Below are 22,173 nucleotides of genomic sequence, written 5' to 3' on the forward strand. Positions count from 1 at the left end.
GGATCCCATCCCGGGTCAATCCCCTGCGGCAAGCTGATCGCAATATGGAACGGCGCTCCAATTCATGCTCTCGCCGTGCGTTCGCCCGGGAGTGCCCGGGAGCGGCCGGTCAGCGTCCCGCGGGGTTCGCCGCCCACACGGCGGGCGTCCGGTTCGACCACGGCGCGGCCTGTTCGAGTTGTCCGGCCAGCCGGAAGAGCAGGTCCTCGCGGCCGTATCCGGCGGCGAACTGCATGCCGATCGGGAGCCCCGTTCCCGCGTCGGCCGTGATCGGCACCGACATGGCCGGCGTGCCCGCGACGTTGAACACCGCGCTGAACGGCGCGTGGTCGAAGAGGCGGCGCAGCCAACCGAGTCCGTCCAACGCCTCCGCGCCCGCCGCATGGGTGCCCAGGAGCGGCGGCAGGTCCGGCACGCTCGGGGTCAGCAGCGCGTCGTGGGTCCCGAAGTACCGTGCCAGGCTCCGTGAGATCCGGTTCCGGATCCCGAGGGCGGCGACGAACTGCGCTCCGGTGACGCTCTGCCCGTAGCGGTGGCTCGCGAGGGTGGGTGGCTCCAGGGTGGAGGAGTCGACGGGCCGGTCGAGGGCGGCGGCCAGGTCGTCGATGGAGGCCACGAGGTTCGCCGTCCACTGGCGGGCCGAGGCCAGGACGAACTCCTCCCAGTCGACCCCGAGGTCGACGGTGACCGCCTCCACCCGATGGCCGAGGGTTTCCAGCAGGCGCACGGTCCGGGAGAGCGAGTCCGCCACGGGCGCGCTGGTGCGGTGCCCGCCCCACGCCCGGGCCAGTACGCCGATCCGCAGCCGGCCCGGAGGGCGGCCTACCTCCGCCGCGTAGGGCCGGGACGGTTCCTCGGCGAAATAGGGGTCGCCCGGTTCCGGGCCCCGGATCAGGTCGAGCAGGGCCGCGCTGTCGCGCACGGTGCGACTGACGCCGCCGTGCACGACGAGGCCGTTGAAGAGTTCGTCGAACCAGGGCCCGACGGACACGCGGCCGCGGGTGGGTTTCAACCCGAACAGGCCGTTGTGGGCGGCGGGGACACGGATCGAGCCGGCGGCGTCCGTGGCATGCGCGATCGGGACCACGCCGGCCGCGACGGCGGCCCCGGCGCCCCCGCTGGACCCGCCGGCGCCGCGCGAGGGGTCCCAGGGATTGCGGGTCGCGCCGTACAGGACGGGTTCCGTCGTGTTGCTGTAGGCCATCTCCGGCGTCGCGGTGCGTCCGATGGTCACGAGCCCGGCACGACGCAGACGCCGCATCAGGGAGGAGTCGGCCGCGGACACGTTCCCGGCGGCGAGTCGGCTGCCCAGCTCCATCCGCTTGCCGGCCATGGCGACCGCGATGTCCTTGATCAGGAACGGGACCCCGGCCAGGGGCGTGCTGCCCGGCGCCGGCGCGTCCTCGGCCGGCCAGGTCTCCACGACGGCGTTGATCCGCGGGTTCACCACCCGCGCGGCCCCGCGCGCGGCCGCCTCCACTTCGGCGGGGGTCACCTCGCCCCGAGCCACCAGCTCCGCCAGTCCGACCGCGTCGAAGGTCACGTACTCGGCGATCCTCACCGTTCACTCCTCACGAAATGATACCGACAGGTCTCGTGCGATACTCAACGGTATCGTGCAGCACCGACTGGTACCGTGCAAGGAAAATCGAGCGGTCCCGCAGCGGACCCGGAGGTCACGGAGCGGCCATGGAAGCCGGCAGCAGACCGGGCAGGGTGGCCAAACTGCCACCTCGCGAGCGCATCCTCGACGCCGCGGAAGAACTCTTCCGGAACGAGGGGATCCGGCGCGTGGGGGTCCAGGCGATCGCCGAGCGTGCCGACACCACCAAGATGGCGATCTACCGGCATTTCGACACCAAGGACGCGCTGGTGGCGGAGTGGCTGCGGATCCTGGCCGCGGACTACCAGGCGGCCTTCGACCGGGTCGAGGCCGAGCACCCCGACCGGCCCCGGGAGCAGATCCTCGGGCTGGCCCGCTTCATCGCCGAAGGGCTGCCGGCGATCTCCTACCGGGGCTGCCCCTTCGTCAACTCCCTCGCGGAACTGCCCGACCGCGCCCACCCCGCCCGCCGGGTGATCGAGGAGCACAAGGCGCTCCAGACCCGCAGGCTGGTCGCCATGTGCACGGGGGCCGGCCTGCGCGACCCCGAGGAGGCCGCGGCCGCGATCACCTTCGTGCTGGAAGGCGCTCAGGTCAGCGCGCACAACGGGAGCGTCGACCGGGTGGGGGAGCGCCTGATGGGAGTGGTCGAGGGAATCCTGGAACGGCACGCCCGGCCCGCGCGGGACACGCGGGCACCCCATCGGACGGGCCCGCCCTCCCCCGCCTGACGGGAGCGGGTCAGGGGATGAGGGGGCCGCCCGCCGCGCGCCAGGCGATCAGGCCGCCGGTCATGTTGACGGCGGTGAAGCCGAACTCCGTCAGCAGGTTCGCGGCCCCGGCGGAGCGCAGGCCGCCCGTGCAGAACGTGACGAGGGTCCGGTCGTCCGGCAACTCCTCGCAACGGGCGGCGAGTTCGGCCAGGGGCAGGTGGACGGCCCCGGGGATGTGGACGCGGTTCCACTCGAACGCGCGCCGCACGTCGACCACGAGCGCGCCGTCCGCGACGAGCCGGACCGCCTCCTCGGCGGTGACCGCGCGCGGCCGGCGCAGGTGGTGGCGGAAACTCACGAGAGGACCCCGTCCGATGTCGACGCCGATGTCGGTGCCGGTGCCGGTGCCCCGTGGTCGCCGGCCGGTGCGCCCGCTTCGCGCCGGACGTTGAGCAGCGTGAGCGGGCCGCCGACGAGCGGCAGGGCCGCACCGATCCGGGTGCGCCGCGTCAGACCGCGCCCGAACAGCGCCGTGACGACGACGGTCAGGTACAGCGCCCCGTGCGCCGGCCCGAGCAGCCCGGCGAGGGCGGGGTCGTGGACGGTGAGCAGATTGCCCACCAGGCCCAGGACGCTGACCAGTTCGAGCAGCGAGAGCACCCCGAGGGTGCGCAGCAACGGGCTCACGACGGGCTCGATCCGGGGCGCGACACCATCAGCACCACGACGGCGGCCCACAGCAGGTTGAACACGCCGGTCATCGCGCCCAGTCGACGCAGCCGGGCCCCGTCGTCCGGGGAGTCGAGAGCCTCGCGCTGCGCCGGCGCGATCCGCAGCACGAGCAGGGCGCCGGCGACGGCGGTGAGCACCATCGCGACCACCACCCACACGTCGCCCGCACGACCCTGCACGAGGGCGAGGACGAGACCCGCGACGGGCACGGTGACGGCGAGCACGCCGTAGCGGTGGGTGATCCGGTGCAGCAGCCGGGCCGTGTCCGGCCCGCGCCCGCCCGGATCGACGCCCGGATCGGCGCCGGGGGGAGGTGGCGCGGCCAGGGGCGCGTAGCGGGGAAAGAGGCTGGTCGCGACGGCCACGGGGCCCACGAAGAGGATGCCCGCCACGATGTGGAGGGACAGCAGGAGAGGTTCCATGACCTTCAGGCTACCTGAAGGTCATGGAATGGGAAGGACCCGGCGAGGGGCGAAGGGGTCGCGCCGACCGGGTCCGTGCCGCGCGCCGTCGTGTACCGGGCCGTGCGGTGTCGCGGACCAAGCCGCGTGCCGTCGCGGACCGTGCCGCGCGCCGTCGCGGACCAAGCCGCGCGGTGTCAGCGAGAGCTCTCGCGGGGGGCCGAGGTCATGCGGGCCATCTCGGCGCGCAGGGTATCGGTCAGTTCGGGGTGCCGGGCCGCGAACTCCGCGTCCAGGCGCGTCACCGCCTCGGCGGCCCGCGCCAGCAGCGCGTCCCCCTCCGGGGTGACCCGCAGCCGCGACGCCGCGCCCGCGTGCGCGGTCATGTCGTCGACGAGACCGGCCGTGACGAAGGCCGCCACGGCGGAGTGCGCGCTCTGCACCGTGATGCGGGACCGCCGCGCGAGTTCGCTGAACGAGATCCCGGGGGTCCCGCGCACGTGACCCAGCAGCCCGTACTTGCGGGGGGTCAGCCCGAGCGGCTTCAGGGCGTCGGTGAGCGCGGCCTCCCACACGCGACTCACGGTGAGCAGCATGACGACGGGGCTGAACGGAGGGGGAGTGGACATGGGAGCAAGCTACCCAATACCCGACGCCGGCCCTCCCGCCCTCCCGCCCTCCCGGCACACCGACACCCGCCACCCGGCACACCCCCCGCTCCGTCTTGCGGCGCCCTCCCCCGGTGCCCTCGGCCGCCCCGGCCCCGTCGGCCGTCGTGGGCGGCCGGTCTCGCGCACCCCTCCGGCGCGGGACCGGCCGCCCCGAATCGACCGCACGCCGCAGGGTGCGACGTGACGTGTCCTCGGGGCCGGTCCCTGAGCCGCCGGGCGGACCGGCCCCGCCACACATGATCGCCGGCGGCGCCCCGCCGCCCGCGTCCCGCGCCCCGCTTGGCGGACTGCCGCCACCATCGCCGGCCCTCCGTCCCGGTCCCGGGAGGCCCCCGGCCGGCTGCCCGTTCGCGCACCAGAACCCGGGATTCCGGCGGCCGACCCGGCTCCGCCGGCGCCCCCTCGCGCCCCTTCGGGCACGGTCGGCCCGTGCCCCGCCCTCACCCGTCACTCCCGCGACGCCGGCGGGAAACCGTCGCGCAGGATTCCGTTTCCGGTGCGGGGGCGTGTGGGGCGAGGTCCGGAGATGGGGCGAAATGGCGGCCGATCCGGTGGAGTTGACCGATCGGCGCGCCTTCCCCGGCTATGCCCCGCGGCCGGTGCGGACGGGGGAGACGGGGGAGACGGGGGGCTGGTCGGGTTCGGCGACGCGGACCTCCGTGCCCGTGCGGCGGATCGACGTGACCTCGTGCTCCGGCAGTCCCGCGTCGGTGACCACGAGGTCGAACGCGGACAGCGGGGCCAGCGCGTACGTCCCGTCCCGCGAGAACTTCGTGTGGTCCACCACCAGCACCGTGCGCCCGGCCGCCGCCATCATGGCCCGCTTGACCTGCACGGTCTCCGGCGAGGTGTGGTAGCAGCGGCCCCGGGTGACGGCCGTCGTCGACATGAACAGCACGTCGGCCCGCAGCGCCGACACCTGGTCGGCCGTCAGCAGTCCGAGGAACGCGTCGTACGCCGGGTAGTACTCGCCGCCCAACGCCAACAGCCGCACCCCGCGTTCCCGGCTCAGCGCGGTGATCGCGGGCAGCGAGTTGGTGATGACGGTGACCGGGGTGCGGGTGGTCAGTTCGCGGGTCATCGGCAGGCAGGTGGTGCTGTCGTCGAGCAGCACCGTCTGTCCGGGGGTCACCAGCCGCGCCGCCTCCCGGGCCAGCAGTTTCTTCGTCGCGGCCATCGTGGACAGTCGGGTGGCGACGTTCCCGTGGAAGTGCGCCGAGTGCAGTCCGGTGGCCCCGCCGCGCGTCTTGCGCAGCCAGCCCTGCGCCTGGAGCAGGTCCAGATCGCGGTGCACGGTCATGAGGCTGACGCCGTGCTCGTCGGCCAGGTCCGCCGCGCGGGCGAAGCCCTCGGCGAGGACCGCCTCCCGGATGAGTCGGCGCCTGCGCTCCCTGACCTCCTCCCGGTCCTCGACCGTCACCCCGTCCCGCCTTCCCGCCGTTTTCCGGCCCTTCGCGTCCGTCCCCAGGGCCTGTGAACTTCACACCGTTCTCACACCCCGCTCTCCCCCTCACCCTCCCTGCTCCGGGCGCGGCACGGGCCGGGCCGAAAGTCCTCCTATCACGGAGAAAGCCCTTGTGGACGGGGAGTTCTCGACCGCGGTTGACGGGCCCACGGGCCTGCCTGTTCGCTCGGTGTCAACGGGGCCCGCAGCGGGGCGCCGGAGCCACCGGGACCCCTTCCCGGACGGCCCGGCCCGTCCCCCCGCGTCCCGCGTCGCCGTCGAGGCCGACGCGTGCGGCGGACCCCGTCCCGACCGATCCGCCGCCGGCGATCGCGCCCGTACCCACCCGCTCAGGGGAGATTCAATGACGAACACCCCGATTCCCGCCCCGACCCACAGCCCCCCGACCGACGGATCCCTGCTCTCCCGCATGGGCATCCCCCGCCCCCTGTCCTGGGGCTACGTCGGACTGCTGATCTTCATGTCGGGCGTCGGCATCGAGGCCGGCTACCTGTCCCCCTACCTCGCGAGCCTGGGCATATCCGGCTCCGACGTGGCCTTCATCTTCACCGTGTACGGCATCACCGGCGCGATCGCCTCCTGGTTCGCGGGGGCGCTGTCGGACCTGTGGGGCCCGCGCCGGGTCATGTGGCTGGGCCTGGGCCTGTTCGCCGTCACCCACGTCTTCTTCCTCGCCGTCGCCATCCCCAGCGAGTCCTATCCGCTGCTGCTGGTGGCCTACGCCCTGCGCGGCCTGGCCTTCCCGTTGTTCGCGTACGCCTTCCTGGTGTGGATCGCGGCCGTGGCCCCGCCCCGGCAGATGGGCAGCGCGATGGGCTGGTTCTGGTCGGCGTTCTCCGCCGGTCTGCCCACCCTCGGCTCCCTCGGCGCGAGCTTCCTGATCCCCCGGGCCGGCGAGTACGCCACCCTGTGGGTGGCCCTGGGCGTGGTCTGCGTCGGCGGTCTCGTCGCCCTGCTGCCCGTCCGCGAGCCGATCGGCGCGGCCCGTCTGGCGCCCGCCGGGGAGAGCCCGATGAAGGGGCTCGTGGGCTCGCTGACGATTCTCTACCGCAACCCCCGGGTCGGCGCCGGCGCGGCGGTCCGCATGTTCAACACGGCCTCGCAGTTCGGCTTCATGGTCATGCTGCCGGTCTGGTTCGTGGACACGGTCGGCCTGACGAACGAGCAGTGGCTGCGCCTGGTGGCCGTCATGTTCGGCACGAACATCGTCACCAACCTGATGTTCGGCGTCATCGGCGACCGGATCGGCTGGCGCAACACCGTCGCCTGGTGCGGCGGCCTCGGTTGCACGATCTCCACCCTCGTCCTCTTCCACGTCCCGGACGCCGTCGGCGGCCACTACGCCCTGTGTCTCCTGGTCGCCGTGTTCTACGGCGCGACGCTCTCCGGCTACGTGCCCCTGTCGGCCCTCATGACGGCCATCGCGCCCCGCCACAAGGGGCAGGCCATGGCCGCCCTCAACCTCGGCGCCGGCGCCTCCACCTTCCTGGGCCCGCTGACCGTCGCCCTGTTCCTCGGACCGCTCGGTGTCATGGGCGTCACCTGGATCTTCGCCGGCTACCACGCGGTCAGCGCCGTCCTCATGATCTGGCTGCGGACCCCGGCCGACCAGGCCGCCGCCGCCACGCCCGAGGCCGTCGACGCCCCCGCCCTCGACGCACCCGACGCCCCCGCCCCCGACGGGCACCGTGCCCCCGCCGCCTCCGCCCCCACCGCGTCCACCCCGAAAGGCGTCTGACCCATGTCCGTCCTCGCCATCGACGTCGGCACCACGATGATCAAATCCGTGGTCTTCGACGACCAGGGCAACGAACTGGCCGTCTCCCGACTGGCCACCGAAGTGCGCCGCCCCCGGCCCGGCTGGGCCGAGCAGGACATGGACACCGTGTGGAACACGGTCGTCTACACCGTCCGCGAGGTCCTCACCGACCTCTCCGACCCCGTCTGGCTGGTCACCTTCACCGCGCAGGGCGACGGCCTGTGGCCCGTGGACGCGAAGGGCCGGCCCACCGGGCCCGCGATCCTGTGGTCCGACGGCCGCGCCGGGGACATCCTCGGCCGCTGGGACCGCGAGGGCGTCCTGGAGACCGCGTTCCGCCGCAACGGCTCCCTCACGTGCAGCGGCATGCCGAACGCGATCCTCTCCTGGCTCGACACCAACGACCCCGGCCGCCTCGGCGACACCACGGCCGCCCTCACCGCCGCCGGCTGGCTCTTCCTGCGCCTGACGGGCCGGGTCGCCATGGACGAGTCCGACGCCTCCGCGCCCTTCCTCGACCACTCCACGGGCGACTACGACCCCGAGATCCTCTCCCTGTTCGGCCTCACCCACCACCGCGACCTGCTGCCGACCGTCGTCGGCGAGAACGAACGGATCGCGGAGATCACCCCCGAGGCCGCCGGTCAACTGGGCCTGCCCACCGGCCTGCCGGTGGTGATGGCCCCCTACGACATCGCGTCCACCGCGCGCGGCGTCGGCGTCGTCAACCCCGGCCAGGCGTGCACCATCCTCGGCACGACCCTGTGCACCGAGATCGTCCGCACCGGCGTCGACACCAGCGGCGAACCCTCCGGCATCAACATCGCCTACCGGGGCCGCGAACGCGTCCTGCGGGCCTTCCCCACCCTCAACGGCGCCGAGGTGCTCGGCTGGGCCGCCGACCTGCTGGGCCTGGACGGGCCCCCGGACCTGTCCCGACTCGCCTTCTCCGAAGCCCCCGACGACCCCTCCGGTCTCGTCTTCCTCCCCTACCTCTCGCCCGCCGGCGAACGCGCCCCCTTCCTCGACCCGCACGCCCGCGGCTGCCTGTCCGGGCTCTCCCTGGAACACAGCCGCGCCGACATCGCCCGCTCCGTCTTCCAGGGCCTGGCCCTCGTGCTCCGCGACTGCCTGGAGTCCTCCCGCACCACCGTCACCGAACTGCGGCTGTGCGGCGGCGGAGCCAACAGCGACGAGTGGTGCCAGATGATCGCCGACGCCACCGGCGTCCCCACCGCCCGCTCCGGCGACACCGAACTCGGCGCCAAGGGCGCCTTCCTGACCGGCCTGGTCCTCAGCGGCGCCGAATCCAGCATGCACAGCGCCGCCGCCAAGTACGTGCGGATGCGCACCACCTGGGAACCCGACCCGGCCCGCGCCGCCGCCCAGGACGACCTGTACAAGGCATTCCTCGACCGTCGCGAACGCGCCCGCGCCGGCGGCTGGGCCGCCGGCGCCGAACTCCCCTCCACCCGCCCCGGAGCCCTCCGTGTCTGAAGCCCCCACACCCCCCATGGGCACCCCCAGGCCCCCCTCCGACGCCGTCTGGCTCGGCCTCGACCTGGGCACCCAGTCCGCCCGCTGCGTCGCCGTCACCGACGACGGACAGGTCCTGGCCGCCGCCTCCCGGCCGCTGACCGGCACCCGCGACGGGGTCCGCCACGAACAGGACCCCGAGCAGTGGTGGACCGCGCTGGCCGGCGCCTGCCGCGAGGCCCTCGCCGAGATCGACCCCGGCCGCGTCAAGGGCCTCGCCCTCGACGCCACCTCCGGCACGATCCTCCTCACCGACGGCGCCGGCACCCCCCTCACCCCCGGCCTCATGTACGACGACGGCCGCGCCCACGAGCAGGCCGCCCGCGTCAACACCGTCGGCGCCCCCGTGTGGGAGACCCTCGGCTACCGGTCCATGCAACCCTCCTGGGCCCTGCCGAAACTCCTGTGGCTGCTGGAACACCCCACCCCCGCCATGACGGCCGCCGGCTCCGACCTGCACCTCGCCCACCAGCCCGACCTGGTGACCCGCCGTCTCGTCGGCGCCCCCGCGGCCACCGACGCCAGCCACGCCCTCAAGACCGGCTACCACCTCATCGAGGACCGCTGGCCGCTCGCCGAACTCGCCGAGCTCGGCGTCCCCCCGTTCCTCCTCCCCGAGGTCGTCACCCCCGGCACCGTCCTGGGCACCGTCTGCCCCGAGGCCGCCGAGGCCACCGGCATCCCCGTCGGCGTCGCCGTCGTCGCCGGCATGACCGACGGCTGCGCCGCCCAGATCGGCGCCGGCGCCCTCGCCCCCGGCTCCTGGAACTCCGTCCTGGGCACCACCCTCGTCCTCAAGGGCACCTCCGACCGGCTGATCCGCGACCCCGGCGGCGTCGTCTACTGCCACCGCGGCCCCGAGGACACCTGGCTGCCCGGCGGCGCCTCCAGCAGCGGCGCCGGGGTCCTCACCCGCGAATTCCCCGGCGCCGACCTCGCCGCGCTCACCGAGAAGGCCGCCGCCGCCCACGCCGACAGCACCGCCGTCGCCTACCCCCTGGTCTCCACCGGCGGCGAACGCTTCCCCTTCCGCGCCCCCGAAGCCGAACCCTTCACCCTCGGCGAACCCGCCGACGAGGCCGAACGCTTCCACGCCCACCTCCTCGGCGTGGCCTGCGTCGAACGCCTCTGCCTCGACTACCTCGACCTGCTCGGCGCCCCCGTCGACGGCCCCCTCACCCTCACCGGCGGCGGCGCCCGCAACCCCTACTGGAACCGGCTGCGCGCCGACCTCCTCGGCCGGCCCGTGCACCTGCCGACCCAGGCCGAGGGAGCCATCGGCATGGCCGTCCTCGCCGCCGGCGCCACCGGGGGCGACGGGCCGCGCGCCGCCGCCGCCCGCATGGTCGAGATCGGCTCCACCATCACCCCCGACCCGGCCCGCACCGCCCACCTCACCCCCGTCTACCTGCGCCTCCTCGAAGAACTCGTCACCCGGGGCTGGCTCGACGCCGCCGTCGCCGACCACGCCCGCACGAAGGCGGCCCACGCGGAGACGGCCCGGGCGAAGGAGGCCCGACCGTGACCGCCGCCCCCACCGAGTTCGTGCTCGTCCGACACGGCCAGACCGTCTGGCACGCCGAGAACCGCTACGCCGGCCGCGCCGACATCGCCCTCACCGACACCGGCCGCGCCCAGGCCGAGGACCTCGCCGCCTGGGCCGCGAAGGCCCCCGGCCGCCCCTTCGACGCCGTCGTCCACTCCCCGCTCTCCCGGGCCCGGCTCACCGCCGAACCCGCCGCCCGCGCCCTGGGGCTGTCCCCCCGGGTCGACGAACGGCTGCTGGAGCTGGACTTCGGACGCGGCGAGGGCCTCAACCTCACCGAGATGTCGAACCTGTTCCCCACCGAGTTCGCCGCCTACCTGCGCCGACCCGTCACCGACCACCTCCCCGACGGCGAGGACCCCCGGGCCGCCGCCGCCCGGGGCCGGGCCTGCCTGGAGGAACTCGCCGTCGAACACCCCGGCGGCCGGGTCCTGGTGGTCGCCCACAACGCGCTGTTCCGCGTGCTCCTGTGCGACCTCCTCGGCATCGACCTCGACTCCTTCCGCACCGCGCTGCCCGTCCTCGACAACAACACCCGCACCGAGATCCGCCTCGGCCCCACCGGCGTCGGACTCCTCACCTTCAACACCCCCCTCGCCGACGCCCTCGGCACCCCCCTCACCAGGCCCTGAACCGCCCGATCGGAGCACCGACATGACCACCGTCCTCGCCGCCGGCGACCACTTCGTCCTCCCGCGCCTCCTCACCGAGGCGGTCACCCTGGCCACCGACACCCCGCTGGACGTCCGCGAGATCCAACTCCCCTGGCCGCACACCCCCTTCGGCCCCGTCGCCGAGGTCATCGAGGCATCCGGCACCGAGGACGAGATCATCGCGGCCCTCCAGGGCGTCGAGGTCTGCGTCACCCAGATGGCCCCCCTCACCGAACGCGTCCTCGCCGCCTGCCCCGACCTCAAGCTCATGTGCATCAGCCGGGGCGGCCCCGTCAACGCCAACCTCGAAGCCGCCACCCGACACGGCGTCGCCGTCTGCTACGCCCCCGGCCGCAACGCCGTCGCCACCGCCGAACACACCCTCACCCTGCTGCTGGCCGCCGCCCGCGGCGTCGGCGACACCCACACCGACCTGCGGGCCGGCGTGTGGCGCGGCGACTACTACGACTACGACAACTGCGGCATCGAGATCGAGGGCGCCACCATCGGCCTGATCGGCTACGGGGCCATCGGCTCCCGCGTCGCCAGGGCCCTCAAGGCCATGGGCGCCACCCTCCTCGTCCACGACCCCTACGTGCGCCCCGAACTCCTCGACGGCATCGCCGAATGCGTGGAACTCGACGAACTCCTCACCCGCTCCCGGATCGTCTCCCTCCACGCCCGCGTCACCCCCGAGACCACCGGCATGATCGACGCCGAACGGATCGCCCTCATGCCGCGCGGCTCCGTCCTCGTCAACTGCGCCCGCGGCGCCCTCCTCGACTACGACGCCGTCTGCGACGCCCTCGACTCCGGACAACTGGCCGGCGCCGCCTTCGACGTGTACCCCGTCGAACCGGTCCCCGCCGACTCCCGGCTGCTGACCACCCCCGGCGTCGTCATGACCCCGCACATCGCGGGCGCCAGCCAGGAGGTCGCCCACAAGGCGGCCCGGATCGTGGCCGCCGAGGTCGACCGCTGGCTGCGCGGCGAACCCCTCGCCCACTGCGCCAACCCCGAGGTCCTCGCGCCCGTCGCGGCCTGACCCGCCCGGCGGCCCGATCCGCCCGCCGGCCCGATCCGCCGCGCGCCTCGCCACCGGCCCCGCCGCCCGCCTCGAAACCCCCGGTCCGGCCCGCACGCCGAACCCTCCACGCCTCAGGAGCACCACCATGGACCAGTCCTCCCGCTACGCCCGCCTCGACCTCGCCGAGGCCGACCTCCTCGCCGGCGGCCGCCACGTCCTCTGCGCGTACACCATGCGCCCCAAGGCCGGACACGGCTACCTGGAGACCGCCGCCCACTTCGCGGCCGAGTCCTCCACCGGCACCAACGTCGAGGTCTGCACCACCGACGACTTCACCAAGGGCGTCGACGCCCTCGTCTACGAGGTGGACGAGGCGACCGAACTGATGAAGATCGCCTACCCGATCGAGCTCTTCGACCGGAACATCATCGACGGCCGCGCCATGCTCGCCTCCTTCCTCACCCTGACCATCGGCAACAACCAGGGCATGGGCGACGTCGAGTACGCCAAGATGACCGACTTCCACGTCCCCCCGGCCTACCTGCGGCTCTTCGACGGCCCGACCATGAACATCGTGGACATGTGGCGGGTCCTGGACCGTCCCGTCGTCGACGGCGGCATGGTCGTCGGCACCATCATCAAGCCCAAGCTCGGCCTGCGCCCCGCCCCCTTCGCCGCCGCCTGCGAACAGTTCTGGCTCGGCGGCGACTTCATCAAGAACGACGAACCCCAGGGCAACCAGGTCTTCGCCCCGCTGAAGGAGACCATCGCCGAGGTCGCCGACGCGATGCGCCGCGCCCAGGACGCCACCGGCCAGGCCAAGCTGTTCTCCGCCAACATCACCGCCGACGACCCGGCCGAGATGATCGCGCGCGGCGAGTACATCCTGGAGACCTTCGCCGAGAACGCCTCCCACGTGGCGTTCCTCGTGGACGGCTACGTCGCCGGCCCCACCGCCGTCACCACCGCCCGCCGCAACTTCCCGGGCCAGTTCCTGCACTTCCACCGCGCCGGCCACGGGGCCGTCACCAGCCCGCAGTCCAAGCGCGGCTACACCGCCTTCGCCCACTGCAAGATGACCCGCCTCCAGGGCGCGTCCGGCATGCACACCGGCACCATGGGCCACGGCAAGATGGAGGGCGACTCCGACGACCGCGCCATCGCCTACATGCTGGAGCGCGACGTGGCCGACGGCCCCCACTACCGCCAGGACTGGCTCGGCCTGAAGGCCACCACCCCGATCGTCTCCGGCGGCATGAACGCCCTGCGCCTGCCCGGCTTCTTCGACAACCTCGGCCACTCCAACGTCATCCAGACCTCCGGCGGCGGGGCCTTCGGCCACCGGGACGGCGGCACCGCCGGCGCACTGTCGCTGCGGCAGGCCCAGGACGCCTGGCAGCAGGGCATCGGCCTGGTGGAGTACGCCAAGGACCACGAGGAACTGCGCGGCGCGTTCCACAGCTTCAGCGCCGACGCGGACCGGCTCTACCCGGAATGGCGCACGAGCCTGGGCTGAGGCCCGGGGGCATCACCGGGGCCTCGGCGGACTCGGCGGATCCCGCGGGATCCGGCGGGTCCCGGCGGGGCTCCGGCGAGGAGGGGAGGGGGCGGGGCCGGCGACGGCCCCGCCCCCGCGCGCGTGCGGGGGCGGCTCAGGTGCGCGGGGCACGGGCGGCCGGGTCGAGGCGAACGCGCGGGCCGCTCCGCAGGCGGGGACCGCTCCGCAGGCGGTGCGCGAGGGCCAGGACCAGGCAGAACGCCGCACCCGTGAGCCACAGTCCGGCCGGTCCGCCGTGGCCCAGGACCCGGGTCAGGGAGAGCGGCGCGAGGACCCCCGCCAGGCTCCAGCTCACCCCGTACACCGCGAGGTACGCGTCCGCGCCGCCGGGCGGGGCCAGGCCCGCGACCACCCCGAGGACCCGCCCCAACACGAGCACCTCGCCCAGGCTCCACACGGCGGTCGCCGCGAGCAGCCCCGGCAGCTCGTGGGAGAACGCGAGCCCGCCGAGACCCGCGCCGAGCAGCAGGTGCCCGAGGGCGAGGGCGGCGCCGTCGGGCAGCCGCGCGACGGGCGCGGCCCGCAGCAGGGGCTGCGCGGCCACGACGGTGACGGCGGACGCGGTGAACAGCAGGCCCGCGTCCGTCGGACGCAGCCCCAGCCGGCCCAGCACGAGCGGCAGGCCCATCGTGAACCACAGGTGCACGACGGCGAACAGGGTCCCGGCGAGCAGCAGGAACCGCAACGCGGGATCCCGCCACGGCCGGCCCGCGCCGGGGCGTGCGGCGCCGGTCGTGACGCGCGCGGCCCCGGCGCGGGCGGGCGCGTCGGCGGGCAGGAACAGGCGCAACAACAGGGCGCAGGCCAGACAGGTGACGGCGTCCGCGACGAACAGCCACCGCAGGTCCCAGCGGCCGAGGAGGGCGGCGAGCAGCCCGGCGCCGGTGCCGCCGACGGCGAGCGCGGCGTTGAACAGCCCGTAGGCACGCGGTCGGTCGGCGGCCGGGACGGCCTCCGCGATCAGGCCCTGACCGGGCGGTTCGTGGATCTCGAAGGCCAGCCCGAGGAGCACGGCGAGCACGGCGGCGCCGGCGACCGAGTCCACCCCGGCGAGCCCGAGTTGGGCGAGGGCGCAGCCGGTCAGGCCGAGGACGAGGGTGTGCCGGCGGCCGATGAGACGCGGCAGCCGGCCACCGAGCAGCCGGGAGGGCACGCCCGCGAGCCCGAACCCGGCGGAGATCAGGCCGGCGGTGTCGGCGCTCGCGCCGAGGTCGGTGGTGAGCAGGACGGTGAGGAAGGGGATGGAGAACGCGCCGAGGCGGTTGACGGCGCGGGCGGTGACGAGGAGCCACACGGTGCGGGGGAGTCCCGGCGGGCCCCGGCGCGGCGCGGGTCGCTCGGCGACCGCTTCTCGCGCATAACCATCGAATCGCATATCGTCAGTCACGAAGCGGTAGCCAACCATGGAGGGAGTAACCGGTCAAGTGTTGTTCGACAGTCACGTGGCTGTGGTGCTGGAAAACGCCGTCACCCTGGTCAACACGCTCACGGACGGCTCGGCGGGCGGACGCCCCTACCGGGCCCCGACCGGCGCCGAACTGCCGGCCGCCATCGAACGCGCCCTGTCGAAGGTCGGCGGCTCACTGCCGCGCGTCATCGACGAGCCCCAGGCCGCCTTCCTCGTGACCGCCGCCCGCCACATGCGCGAGGTCTTCGAAGCGGTCCGCGACGAACGCCCCGACACGGCGGCCGAAACCGTCAACACCCTGCTGCGCGAGACGGCCGCCCGCCCCCGCCTCGACCGCACCGAGGAACCCGGCAACCCCTGGCGGCTGCACTTCCACGGCCCCGACGACTCCTTCGCCGCCGCCCACGCCGCCGCCTGCGCCACCGGCCTCGCCCTGGCCGTCGGCGGCGCCCTCGCCGGCCGACTCGGGGTCTGCGAGGCCGAACGCTGCGACCGCGTCCACATGGACACCTCCCGCAACGCCACCCGCCGCTTCTGCTCCCCGGCCTGCCAAAACCGCACCAAAGCCGCAGCCTTCAGAGCCCGCAACACCCCCACCCCCTGACCCACCCCCACCCCGAACAACCCCCAGGCCGGCACCACAACACCCCCCTGCCACACCCCGGGGGGACGCCCAAGGCGACCCAAGCGGGCGCGCCCAAGCGAGCACGCCCAAGGGGGATGCCCAAGAGGAGGCGTCCAAGTGCCCCATCCACACTCGCCCCACCCCGGGGCGGGCGCACAGCTCCGTCCCCAAGCCCGGCCCTCCCCGGCCCTCACAGCCACCACCCACTTCACAGCCACCACGCACTCCACCCCCGCACACCGTCCGGCCGCGCGCTCCGCGCGCACGCATGCCCGCCGCCCCGCCCCGCAGCCCACCGGCTGGGCCGCGTGGACCCCAATCGTCCGAACCCCGCTCAGTCCGGCCCGGGCACGCACACTCAGTGCCCACGCGTGTCCGCCCCCGCCGCGCAGCCCCCGGCCGGGCCGCATGCATCCCGCCCGCGTGACCTCGCGACCGCCGCGTGCCTTGCTCGGGTCGCAGGCGCCGGGCGGCGCCCGCCCCACGCGTCCGAACCCCGCAACCGCCATGCGTTCGAACCTCGTTCAGTCCGGCCGGCACGCGCGCTCCGTGCCCTGGGGACGGCCACCCCAGGTCCTCCCAACGTGACACCCGCGCGGGTGGCGCCCGGCGGGCCTGTGCGGGACCGTGCCGTTGGGCGCCCGGCTGTGCCTCAGGCCAACACCTCCCGCCCGCACGCCACCACCGGAGTTCGGGCCCGGTCCCGCCGCCGACCTGCGGCGGATCAGGTCCACCCCACTCCGGCTCGACCCGCGCACCCCGCCAGCGCCCGCGTACGTCGTTCCCCGGACCCCGGTCCGCGCGTTGGCCGGGTCCGGGTCCGGGTCCGGGTCCGGGTCCGGGCCTGGGTCCGGGTTCGGGTTCGGGCGCCGTGCCGTGGTCAACGCGTGCCCGAGGGCGCCACTGCCGTGCTGCGACAGGGTCCCGCGCGCCGCCGGACCGCTTGCTGCGTGACGCGTCACGAGCCTGGCCCACCCCCTGCGTACCCCACCCGGCCCGCACCTCGCCAGGTCCGCCGGGCCCCGCTCGTCTCTCCGGGCCGGGCCGGCCCCGCCGGGCCGTGACCGCCCTTGGCCGCGCCCCCTGGCCGCGCCCGCCCCCCTGGCCGTGCTGCCCCCCCGAGCCCCCAGGCCGCCCCCCGGCCGGACGTAGCCGTACCCGCGTCGTACTCACCCCCTCGGCCCTGCCCGCCCCGCCCTGTTCCGGCTCGGACCGTGTCGTGTCGTCGCGTTGGGTGGACTGCCCTCGTGGATGGTGCGAACGGGCGGGGTGTCACAGGCCCGACGCCGTTACGGCCCCCCCCCCGCACCCCGTGGGGGCCCCCGCACGCCGTGGCGGCCCGCCCGGCCGGGGCGGCGGGTGCGTGGGGCCGATCGTGGACCCCGTCCCGCAGCCCCCGCCCCGGTCTGGCGGTCCGCCCCGGCTCGGCGGCTCGCCCCAGCCTGGCGGTCCGCCCCGTTCCGTAGCCCGCCGCACCCCGGCCCGCAGCCGCCAAGGCCCCGTGGCCCGCCGGGCCCGGTGGGGTGGGGTGTCGCGGGCCATCGGGGGCCGTCGTGGGCGCGTGATCCGGCCCCCGGGACCGCGCCGGTGGAACCCGGTGCGGGGACAAGGGATTTCCCCACTGTTCGGGGTCGGGGGCCGGGGCCCAGGCTGTGGCCAGTCCCGAGCGGCCCTCCGCCCGACACTCCCCGCCGGGGGCTCTGGGGACCGTACGGCCGCGACCCACGAGGTCCGCGCGCCGGCCCCGCCCGCACCCGCCCCCCACGGCGGTCGGACGACGACCGCGCCCCGGCCCGGCCACCCGTACCGGTGTCCGTCGGCGCCGTCCGCCCCCGCTTCCGCCTCCTTCTCCCGCAGTGAAGGGAACTCCCCCGATGCGCACAGCAGTCCGCCGTCGCACCCTCACCGGCCTCCTCGCCGCGACCGCCCTGATCGGCCTGGGCGCCCTGCCCGCCCCGGCCGGCGCCGCCCCCGTGCCCGCTCCGTCACCGGAGCCCGCCGCGTCCGTCCCCGCCGACGTGCGGGCGGCGATGGCCCGCGATCTGGGCCTGTCCGCCGGGCAGGTCCGCGAGCGCATAGCCGCCGAACAGGCCGCGTCGCGGACCGCGACGACGCTCCGCGCGACCGTCGGCGACCGGGTCGCCGGCCTCTGGTTCGACGCCTCCGACGGGCGTCTGCACGCCGCCGTCACCACCGCCGCCGACGCGGACGCCGTCCACCGCACCGGCGCGGTCGCCGAACGCGTCGCCCACAGCGCCGAGACCCTGAACCGCACCACCCGCCGACTGGACCAGTGGGCCCAGGGCGTGCCCGGCCTGATCTCCTGGGGCCCCGACGTGCGGGCCAACCGGGTCGAGGTCCGCTACGACCCCGCCCGCGCCACCGCCGCCACCCGCGCGTTCACCGCGAAGCTCGGGGACCTCGGCCCGGTCGTGAACCTCGTCGCGTCCTCCGACGCCCCCCGCCAGCAGGGCGGCAGCGTCGTCGGCGGCGAGAAGTGGGTGCCCGGCACGGAAAGCCCGTGCTCCATCGGCTTCCCCGTCACCCGCTCCGGCGGCGCCAAGGCGTTCCTGACGGCAGGTCACTGCACCAACGACGTGAGCCAGGCCGCGTACGGCAAGGACGGCACCCGCGTCGGCACCTCCAACAAAGGCGGCACCGGCAGCTACAACAACGCCGAGGGCGACTTCGGCATCGTCGACGTGGACCAGGCCGGCTGGGACCTCGCCCCGACCGTCGCGGGGTGGGGCAAGGGCGACGTCACGTTGACGGGCTCCGACGAGGCCGTGGTCGGCACCGCGATCTGCCGCTCCGGCCAGACCACCGGCTTCCAGTGCGGCGAGGTCACGAAGGTCAACCAGACCGTGGACTACGGGAACGTGACCATCAACGGCCTCTCCTACTCCAGCGCCTGCTCCGCCGGCGGCGACTCGGGCGGCTCCTACGTCACCGCGACCGGCGGCAAGGCCGTGGGCCTGCACTCCGGCGGCGGCAGCGCCACCTGCTCCTCCGGCAGCGGCGAGAAGTTCACCATCTTCCAGCCCGTCATCGAGGCCCTGACCAAGTTCAACGCCACCCTGGCGACCTCCACCCCCACCCCCGGTGACGTGACGGTCGCGGCGGTCTCCGCGAAGTCCGGCCCGACCGGCACCCCCGTCGAGCTGAAGAACTCCGCCGAGGGCGGCACCGCCCCCTACACCTGGACCGCGACCGGCCTGCCCGCCGGCCTCACCATCGCCGCCACCACCGGCACCGTCACCGGCACCCCCACCACCGCCGGCGCCAACAACGTGACCGTCACCGCCACCGACGCCGCCGGCAAGAAGGGCTCCACCTCCTTCACCTGGACCATCACCACCCTCGGCACCGGCGCCCCCACCCTCACCAACCCCGGCAACCAGAACCTCACCGCCGGCCGCCCCTTCACCCTGACCCTGTCGGCGACCGGCGGCACCACCCCCTACACCTGGACGGCGACCAACCTGCCCGCCGGCCTCACGATCAACGCCTCGACCGGCGTCGTCTCCGGCACCCCGAGCGGCTGGGGCTTCCGCAACGTCACCCTGACCGTCACCGACGCGGCCGGCAAGAAGTCCACCGTCACCGCGACCTTCACCGTCTGGTCCTGACTTACCCGGTCGGCCCCCGAACCACACGCCAGGCCCCGCACGCCGGGCCGTCAGGCCCACATGCCGGGTCCACATGCCAGGCCCACACGCCGGGTCCACGTGCCCGAGCCGAACGCCAGGCCCCCACACCCGACCCCGACCGGCACCACCGGGCCCACGACCCACAGCACCCGGCCCCGGCCCGGCCCCGGCCCGGCCCCGGCTCCGCCCGGCCCCCGCCCCTCCCCGGGCGGGGGCCGGGCATTTCCGGACACCCGGCCCCGACGGACCGCACACCCCCGCGAATCGGACGAACACCCGGGAACGCCGTGGCCCCGCCCCCGCCCACCCCACGCGTTCCGCAGGACGGAACCCGAGCCCGACCATGCCCCCGGAAACCACCGCCGGCACATTCCCCCAGGTGAGCCGCAGGGACGACGCCCCCCACCCGACCCACGTCCCAAGGGACGGACACCGCACCGGCCGGCCGGATCACACCCTGGCCCGGCCGCCGGCCGACTGCCATGATCGGGACCTGTCGGCCGCCGCCCCACCCAGGCGGCGGGTGCCGCCCGCCCGCGACACCACGACCGACCCGCGCCCTTCCCCCACACCCGCGTCCGTGGAAGGGAACACCCTTGAGCGACACCGACCGCACCACGCCCCGCCCGGCCACCCCGCTCACCCGCGACCTCAACGCGGCCGTCGTCGTCCCCGACCCGGCCTCCGACACCGAGGCCGCGTTCGCCGCCCACGGCCTGCTCGCCGCGCTCCCGGCTGACTTCACCGTCGACAAGGACGGCGGCGGCCCCGTCCCCGCCTGGTCCCTGACCCCGTTCTCCTTCCTCACCGGCCAGGCCCCCGACACCGTCAACCCCAGCCTGTGGCGCAACGCCGTCCTCAACATGAACGCCGGCCTCTACGAGGTCGTCGCCGACGCCGTCTACCAGGTCCGGGGCATGGACCTGTCCAACATCACCTTCCTCGAGGACCCCACCGGCGCCTCCCGCGAGATCGTCGTCGTCGACCCGCTCATCAGCGAGGAGACCGCGGCCGCCGCCCTCGCCCTGTACCGCGAGCACCGGGGCGCCGACCGCGTGATCCGCGCCGTGATCTTCACCCACTCCCACGTGGACCACTACGGCGGCGTCCTCGGCCTGTGGGAAGACCGCACCGCCCCCGCCGACGTGGAGATCATCGCCCCCGACGGCTTCCTGGAGCACGCCGTCAGCGAGAACGTCTACGCCGGCAACGCCATGCTGCGCCGCGCCCAGTTCATGTACGGCTCGCTGCTGGAACGGTCCGAACGCGGACAGGTGGACGCCGGCCTGGGCAAGAGCAACTCCCTGGGCACCTCCGGCCTGCTCGCCCCGACGTTCACCGTCACCGCCGACCAGGCCGCGCCGGGCACCGTGATCGCCTTCGGGCCCGTCAACATCGAGTTCCAGCTCACCCCCGGCACCGAGGCCCCGGCCGAGCTGAACTTCTACCTCCCCGACGTGCGCGCCCTGTGCATGGCCGAGAACGCCACGCCCACCCTGCACAACCTGTACAGCCTGCGCGGCACGCAGGTCCGGGACGCCAAGGCGTGGTCGGAGTTCCTCACCCAGTCCGCCGACTGGTACGCGGACCGCTCCGACTCCCTGTTCGCCTCCCACTTCTGGCCGCGGTGGAACACCGACGACGCCCCCGGGACCATCCGCGCGTTCCTCACCTCCCAGGCCGACCTGTACCGGTACCTCCACGACCAGTCCCTGCGCCTGGCCAACCACGGGCACACCCTGGTCGAGATCGGCGAACAACTCGACGACGCCGTCCCCGCGTCCCTGTCCGGGCAGTGGTTCAACCGCGGCTACTACGGCACCGTCAACCACGACTCCAAGGCCGTCTACCAGCGCTACCTCGGCTGGTACGACGGCAACGCCGCCCACCTGCACGCCCTGCCCCCGGAAGAGGCCGGGGCCCGGTACACGGAGGCGTTCGGCGGCGCCGACAAGGTTGTCGACATCGCCCGCACCACCTTCGACAACGCCAAGTCCCAGGCGGACTACCGCTTCGCGGCCGAACTCCTCACCCACGTGGTCTTCGCCGACCCCGCCAACACCACGGCCCGCGCCCTCCAGGCCGACGTCCTCGAACAGCTCGGGTACCAGGCCGAAAGCGGCCCGTGGCGCAACTTCTACCTCGCCGCGGCCAACGAACTGCGCGTCCGCCCCGTCGACGGCACCCCCGACCTGCCCGCGCCCGCGATCATCACCCCGCCCGTGCTGGAGGCCATGCCCCTGAGCATGCTCTTCGACTACCTCGGCATCCGCCTCAACGGTCCCCGCGCCGCCGAGAACCCGCTGTCCCTCGGCCTCACCGTCGTCGACGGCCTCGCGGACGACCCGGACACCTACACCCTGCGGATCCGCAACGGGGTCCTCGTGCAGTACCCGGGCACCCTGGAGCCCGCGAGCGTCGACGCGGTCTATCAGGTCACACGGGCCGGCCTCAACGACCTGGCCATCGCCGCCGCGACCCCCCAGGACCTGCTGACGACCGGCGTCCTCACCATCACCACCGGCACCCTGACCCCCCTCGACACCCTGAACACCCTCCTGGACACCTTCAGCTACTGGTTCGGCCTCACGACCCCCTGACCCCCCAAGCCCGCCACCGCCCCCGCCCGCGCCCCGAAACCGCCCCTGAGGGCGGACAACGGGCCGCGGGCGGCGGCGTTGGGGCGCGTTGGGGGGCGGGAACAGGCACCCTGTGGTGCCCTGATCCGCCGGGCGACGGGTCGTGGGATGGCCGAGGTGGCCGCCTGCCGGCGGCGGGCAAGTCAAAAGCTTTTCCCAGGGGCGGCGGAGGGGGGCCGGGGCCAAG

The 22,173-nt window shown here is 74.6% G+C and carries 17 protein-coding genes; 10 read left to right on the forward strand and 7 right to left on the reverse strand.

What is annotated here, in order from left to right:
- Window positions 1-109 precede the first annotated feature (109 nt).
- Window positions 110-1,561, reverse strand: a complete 1,452-nt coding sequence (locus ACN20G_RS34245; protein WP_424217150.1) for an amidase — start codon at window positions 1,559-1,561, stop codon at window positions 110-112.
- Between the two features lie 128 nt (window positions 1,562-1,689).
- Here ACN20G_RS34245 and ACN20G_RS34250 point away from each other — a divergent pair, with 128 nt between their 5' ends.
- Window positions 1,690-2,334: a TetR/AcrR family transcriptional regulator gene (locus ACN20G_RS34250; RefSeq protein WP_424217151.1), complete on the forward strand. Its 645-nt coding sequence runs from the start codon at window positions 1,690-1,692 to the stop codon at window positions 2,332-2,334.
- A 10-nt stretch (window positions 2,335-2,344) separates the two neighbouring features.
- On the opposite strand, the gene ACN20G_RS34255 is transcribed toward ACN20G_RS34250, so the two are convergent.
- The 5 genes from ACN20G_RS34255 to ACN20G_RS34275 all read right to left on the reverse strand — a co-directional run bounded on the left by ACN20G_RS34255 (window position 2,345) and on the right by ACN20G_RS34275 (window position 5,540).
- Window positions 2,345-2,674, reverse strand: a complete 330-nt coding sequence (locus ACN20G_RS34255; RefSeq protein ID WP_424217152.1) for a rhodanese-like domain-containing protein — start codon at window positions 2,672-2,674, stop codon at window positions 2,345-2,347.
- Window positions 2,671-3,003: a DUF3817 domain-containing protein gene (locus ACN20G_RS34260; RefSeq protein ID WP_424217153.1), complete on the reverse strand. Its 333-nt coding sequence runs from the start codon at window positions 3,001-3,003 to the stop codon at window positions 2,671-2,673. The genes ACN20G_RS34255 and ACN20G_RS34260 overlap by 4 nt, the downstream gene beginning before the upstream one ends.
- Window positions 3,000-3,470, reverse strand: a complete 471-nt coding sequence (locus tag ACN20G_RS34265) for a hypothetical protein (RefSeq protein ID WP_424217154.1) — start codon at window positions 3,468-3,470, stop codon at window positions 3,000-3,002. The genes ACN20G_RS34260 and ACN20G_RS34265 overlap by 4 nt, the downstream gene beginning before the upstream one ends.
- A gap of 176 nt (window positions 3,471-3,646) precedes the next feature.
- Window positions 3,647-4,078, reverse strand: a complete 432-nt coding sequence (locus tag ACN20G_RS34270) for a MarR family winged helix-turn-helix transcriptional regulator (RefSeq protein WP_424217155.1) — start codon at window positions 4,076-4,078, stop codon at window positions 3,647-3,649.
- 625 nt (window positions 4,079-4,703) lie between these two features.
- Window positions 4,704-5,540 (reverse strand): DeoR/GlpR family DNA-binding transcription regulator, encoded by an 837-nt coding sequence (locus ACN20G_RS34275; RefSeq protein WP_424217156.1) that lies wholly within the window; start codon window positions 5,538-5,540, stop codon window positions 4,704-4,706.
- 388 nt (window positions 5,541-5,928) lie between these two features.
- Here ACN20G_RS34275 and ACN20G_RS34280 point away from each other — a divergent pair, with 388 nt between their 5' ends.
- The 6 genes from ACN20G_RS34280 to ACN20G_RS34305 all read left to right on the forward strand — a co-directional run bounded on the left by ACN20G_RS34280 (window position 5,929) and on the right by ACN20G_RS34305 (window position 13,622).
- Window positions 5,929-7,323 (forward strand): MFS transporter, encoded by a 1,395-nt coding sequence (locus ACN20G_RS34280; protein ID WP_424217157.1) that lies wholly within the window; start codon window positions 5,929-5,931, stop codon window positions 7,321-7,323.
- Between the two features lie 3 nt (window positions 7,324-7,326).
- Entirely contained in the window at window positions 7,327-8,841 is a 1,515-nt protein-coding gene (locus ACN20G_RS34285; protein WP_424217158.1) for an FGGY family carbohydrate kinase, read from the forward strand.
- A 16-nt stretch (window positions 8,842-8,857) separates the two neighbouring features.
- On the forward strand, window positions 8,858-10,405 hold the full coding sequence (locus tag ACN20G_RS34290; protein ID WP_424217443.1) for an FGGY-family carbohydrate kinase: 1,548 nt from the start codon (window positions 8,858-8,860) through the stop codon (window positions 10,403-10,405).
- A complete protein-coding gene (locus ACN20G_RS34295; RefSeq protein ID WP_424217159.1) occupies window positions 10,402-11,058 on the forward strand; it encodes a histidine phosphatase family protein in 657 nt (218 codons plus the stop codon). Before ACN20G_RS34290 ends, ACN20G_RS34295 begins: the two co-directional genes overlap by 4 nt.
- Before the next feature lie 22 nt (window positions 11,059-11,080).
- Window positions 11,081-12,124, forward strand: coding sequence for a 2-hydroxyacid dehydrogenase (locus tag ACN20G_RS34300; protein WP_424217160.1), 1,044 nt, complete (start codon window positions 11,081-11,083; stop codon window positions 12,122-12,124).
- Between the two features lie 127 nt (window positions 12,125-12,251).
- Window positions 12,252-13,622, forward strand: coding sequence for a ribulose-bisphosphate carboxylase (locus ACN20G_RS34305; protein ID WP_424217161.1), 1,371 nt, complete (start codon window positions 12,252-12,254; stop codon window positions 13,620-13,622).
- A 136-nt stretch (window positions 13,623-13,758) separates the two neighbouring features.
- Here ACN20G_RS34305 and ACN20G_RS34310 read toward each other — a convergent pair whose 3' ends face one another.
- Window positions 13,759-14,958 carry an MFS transporter gene (locus ACN20G_RS34310; RefSeq protein WP_424217162.1) on the reverse strand — a complete coding sequence of 400 codons (1,200 nt, stop codon included), beginning with the start codon at window positions 14,956-14,958 and terminating at the stop codon, window positions 13,759-13,761.
- Between the two features lie 130 nt (window positions 14,959-15,088).
- On the opposite strand from ACN20G_RS34310, the gene ACN20G_RS34315 reads away from it, so the two are divergent.
- The 3 genes from ACN20G_RS34315 (at window position 15,089) to ACN20G_RS34325 (ending at window position 21,947) form a co-directional block, all read left to right on the forward strand.
- Window positions 15,089-15,676 carry a CGNR zinc finger domain-containing protein gene (locus ACN20G_RS34315; RefSeq protein WP_424217163.1) on the forward strand — a complete coding sequence of 196 codons (588 nt, stop codon included), beginning with the start codon at window positions 15,089-15,091 and terminating at the stop codon, window positions 15,674-15,676.
- A 1,895-nt stretch (window positions 15,677-17,571) separates the two neighbouring features.
- Complete coding sequence (locus tag ACN20G_RS34320; RefSeq protein ID WP_424217164.1) at window positions 17,572-19,326, forward strand: putative Ig domain-containing protein; 1,755 nt, start codon at window positions 17,572-17,574, stop codon at window positions 19,324-19,326.
- 617 nt (window positions 19,327-19,943) lie between these two features.
- On the forward strand, window positions 19,944-21,947 hold the full coding sequence (locus tag ACN20G_RS34325; protein ID WP_424217165.1) for an alkyl/aryl-sulfatase: 2,004 nt from the start codon (window positions 19,944-19,946) through the stop codon (window positions 21,945-21,947).
- Window positions 21,948-22,173 lie beyond the last annotated feature (226 nt).

Source organism: Streptomyces dryopteridis (assembly GCF_049606955.1).
Taxonomy (GTDB): domain Bacteria; phylum Actinomycetota; class Actinomycetes; order Streptomycetales; family Streptomycetaceae; genus Streptomyces.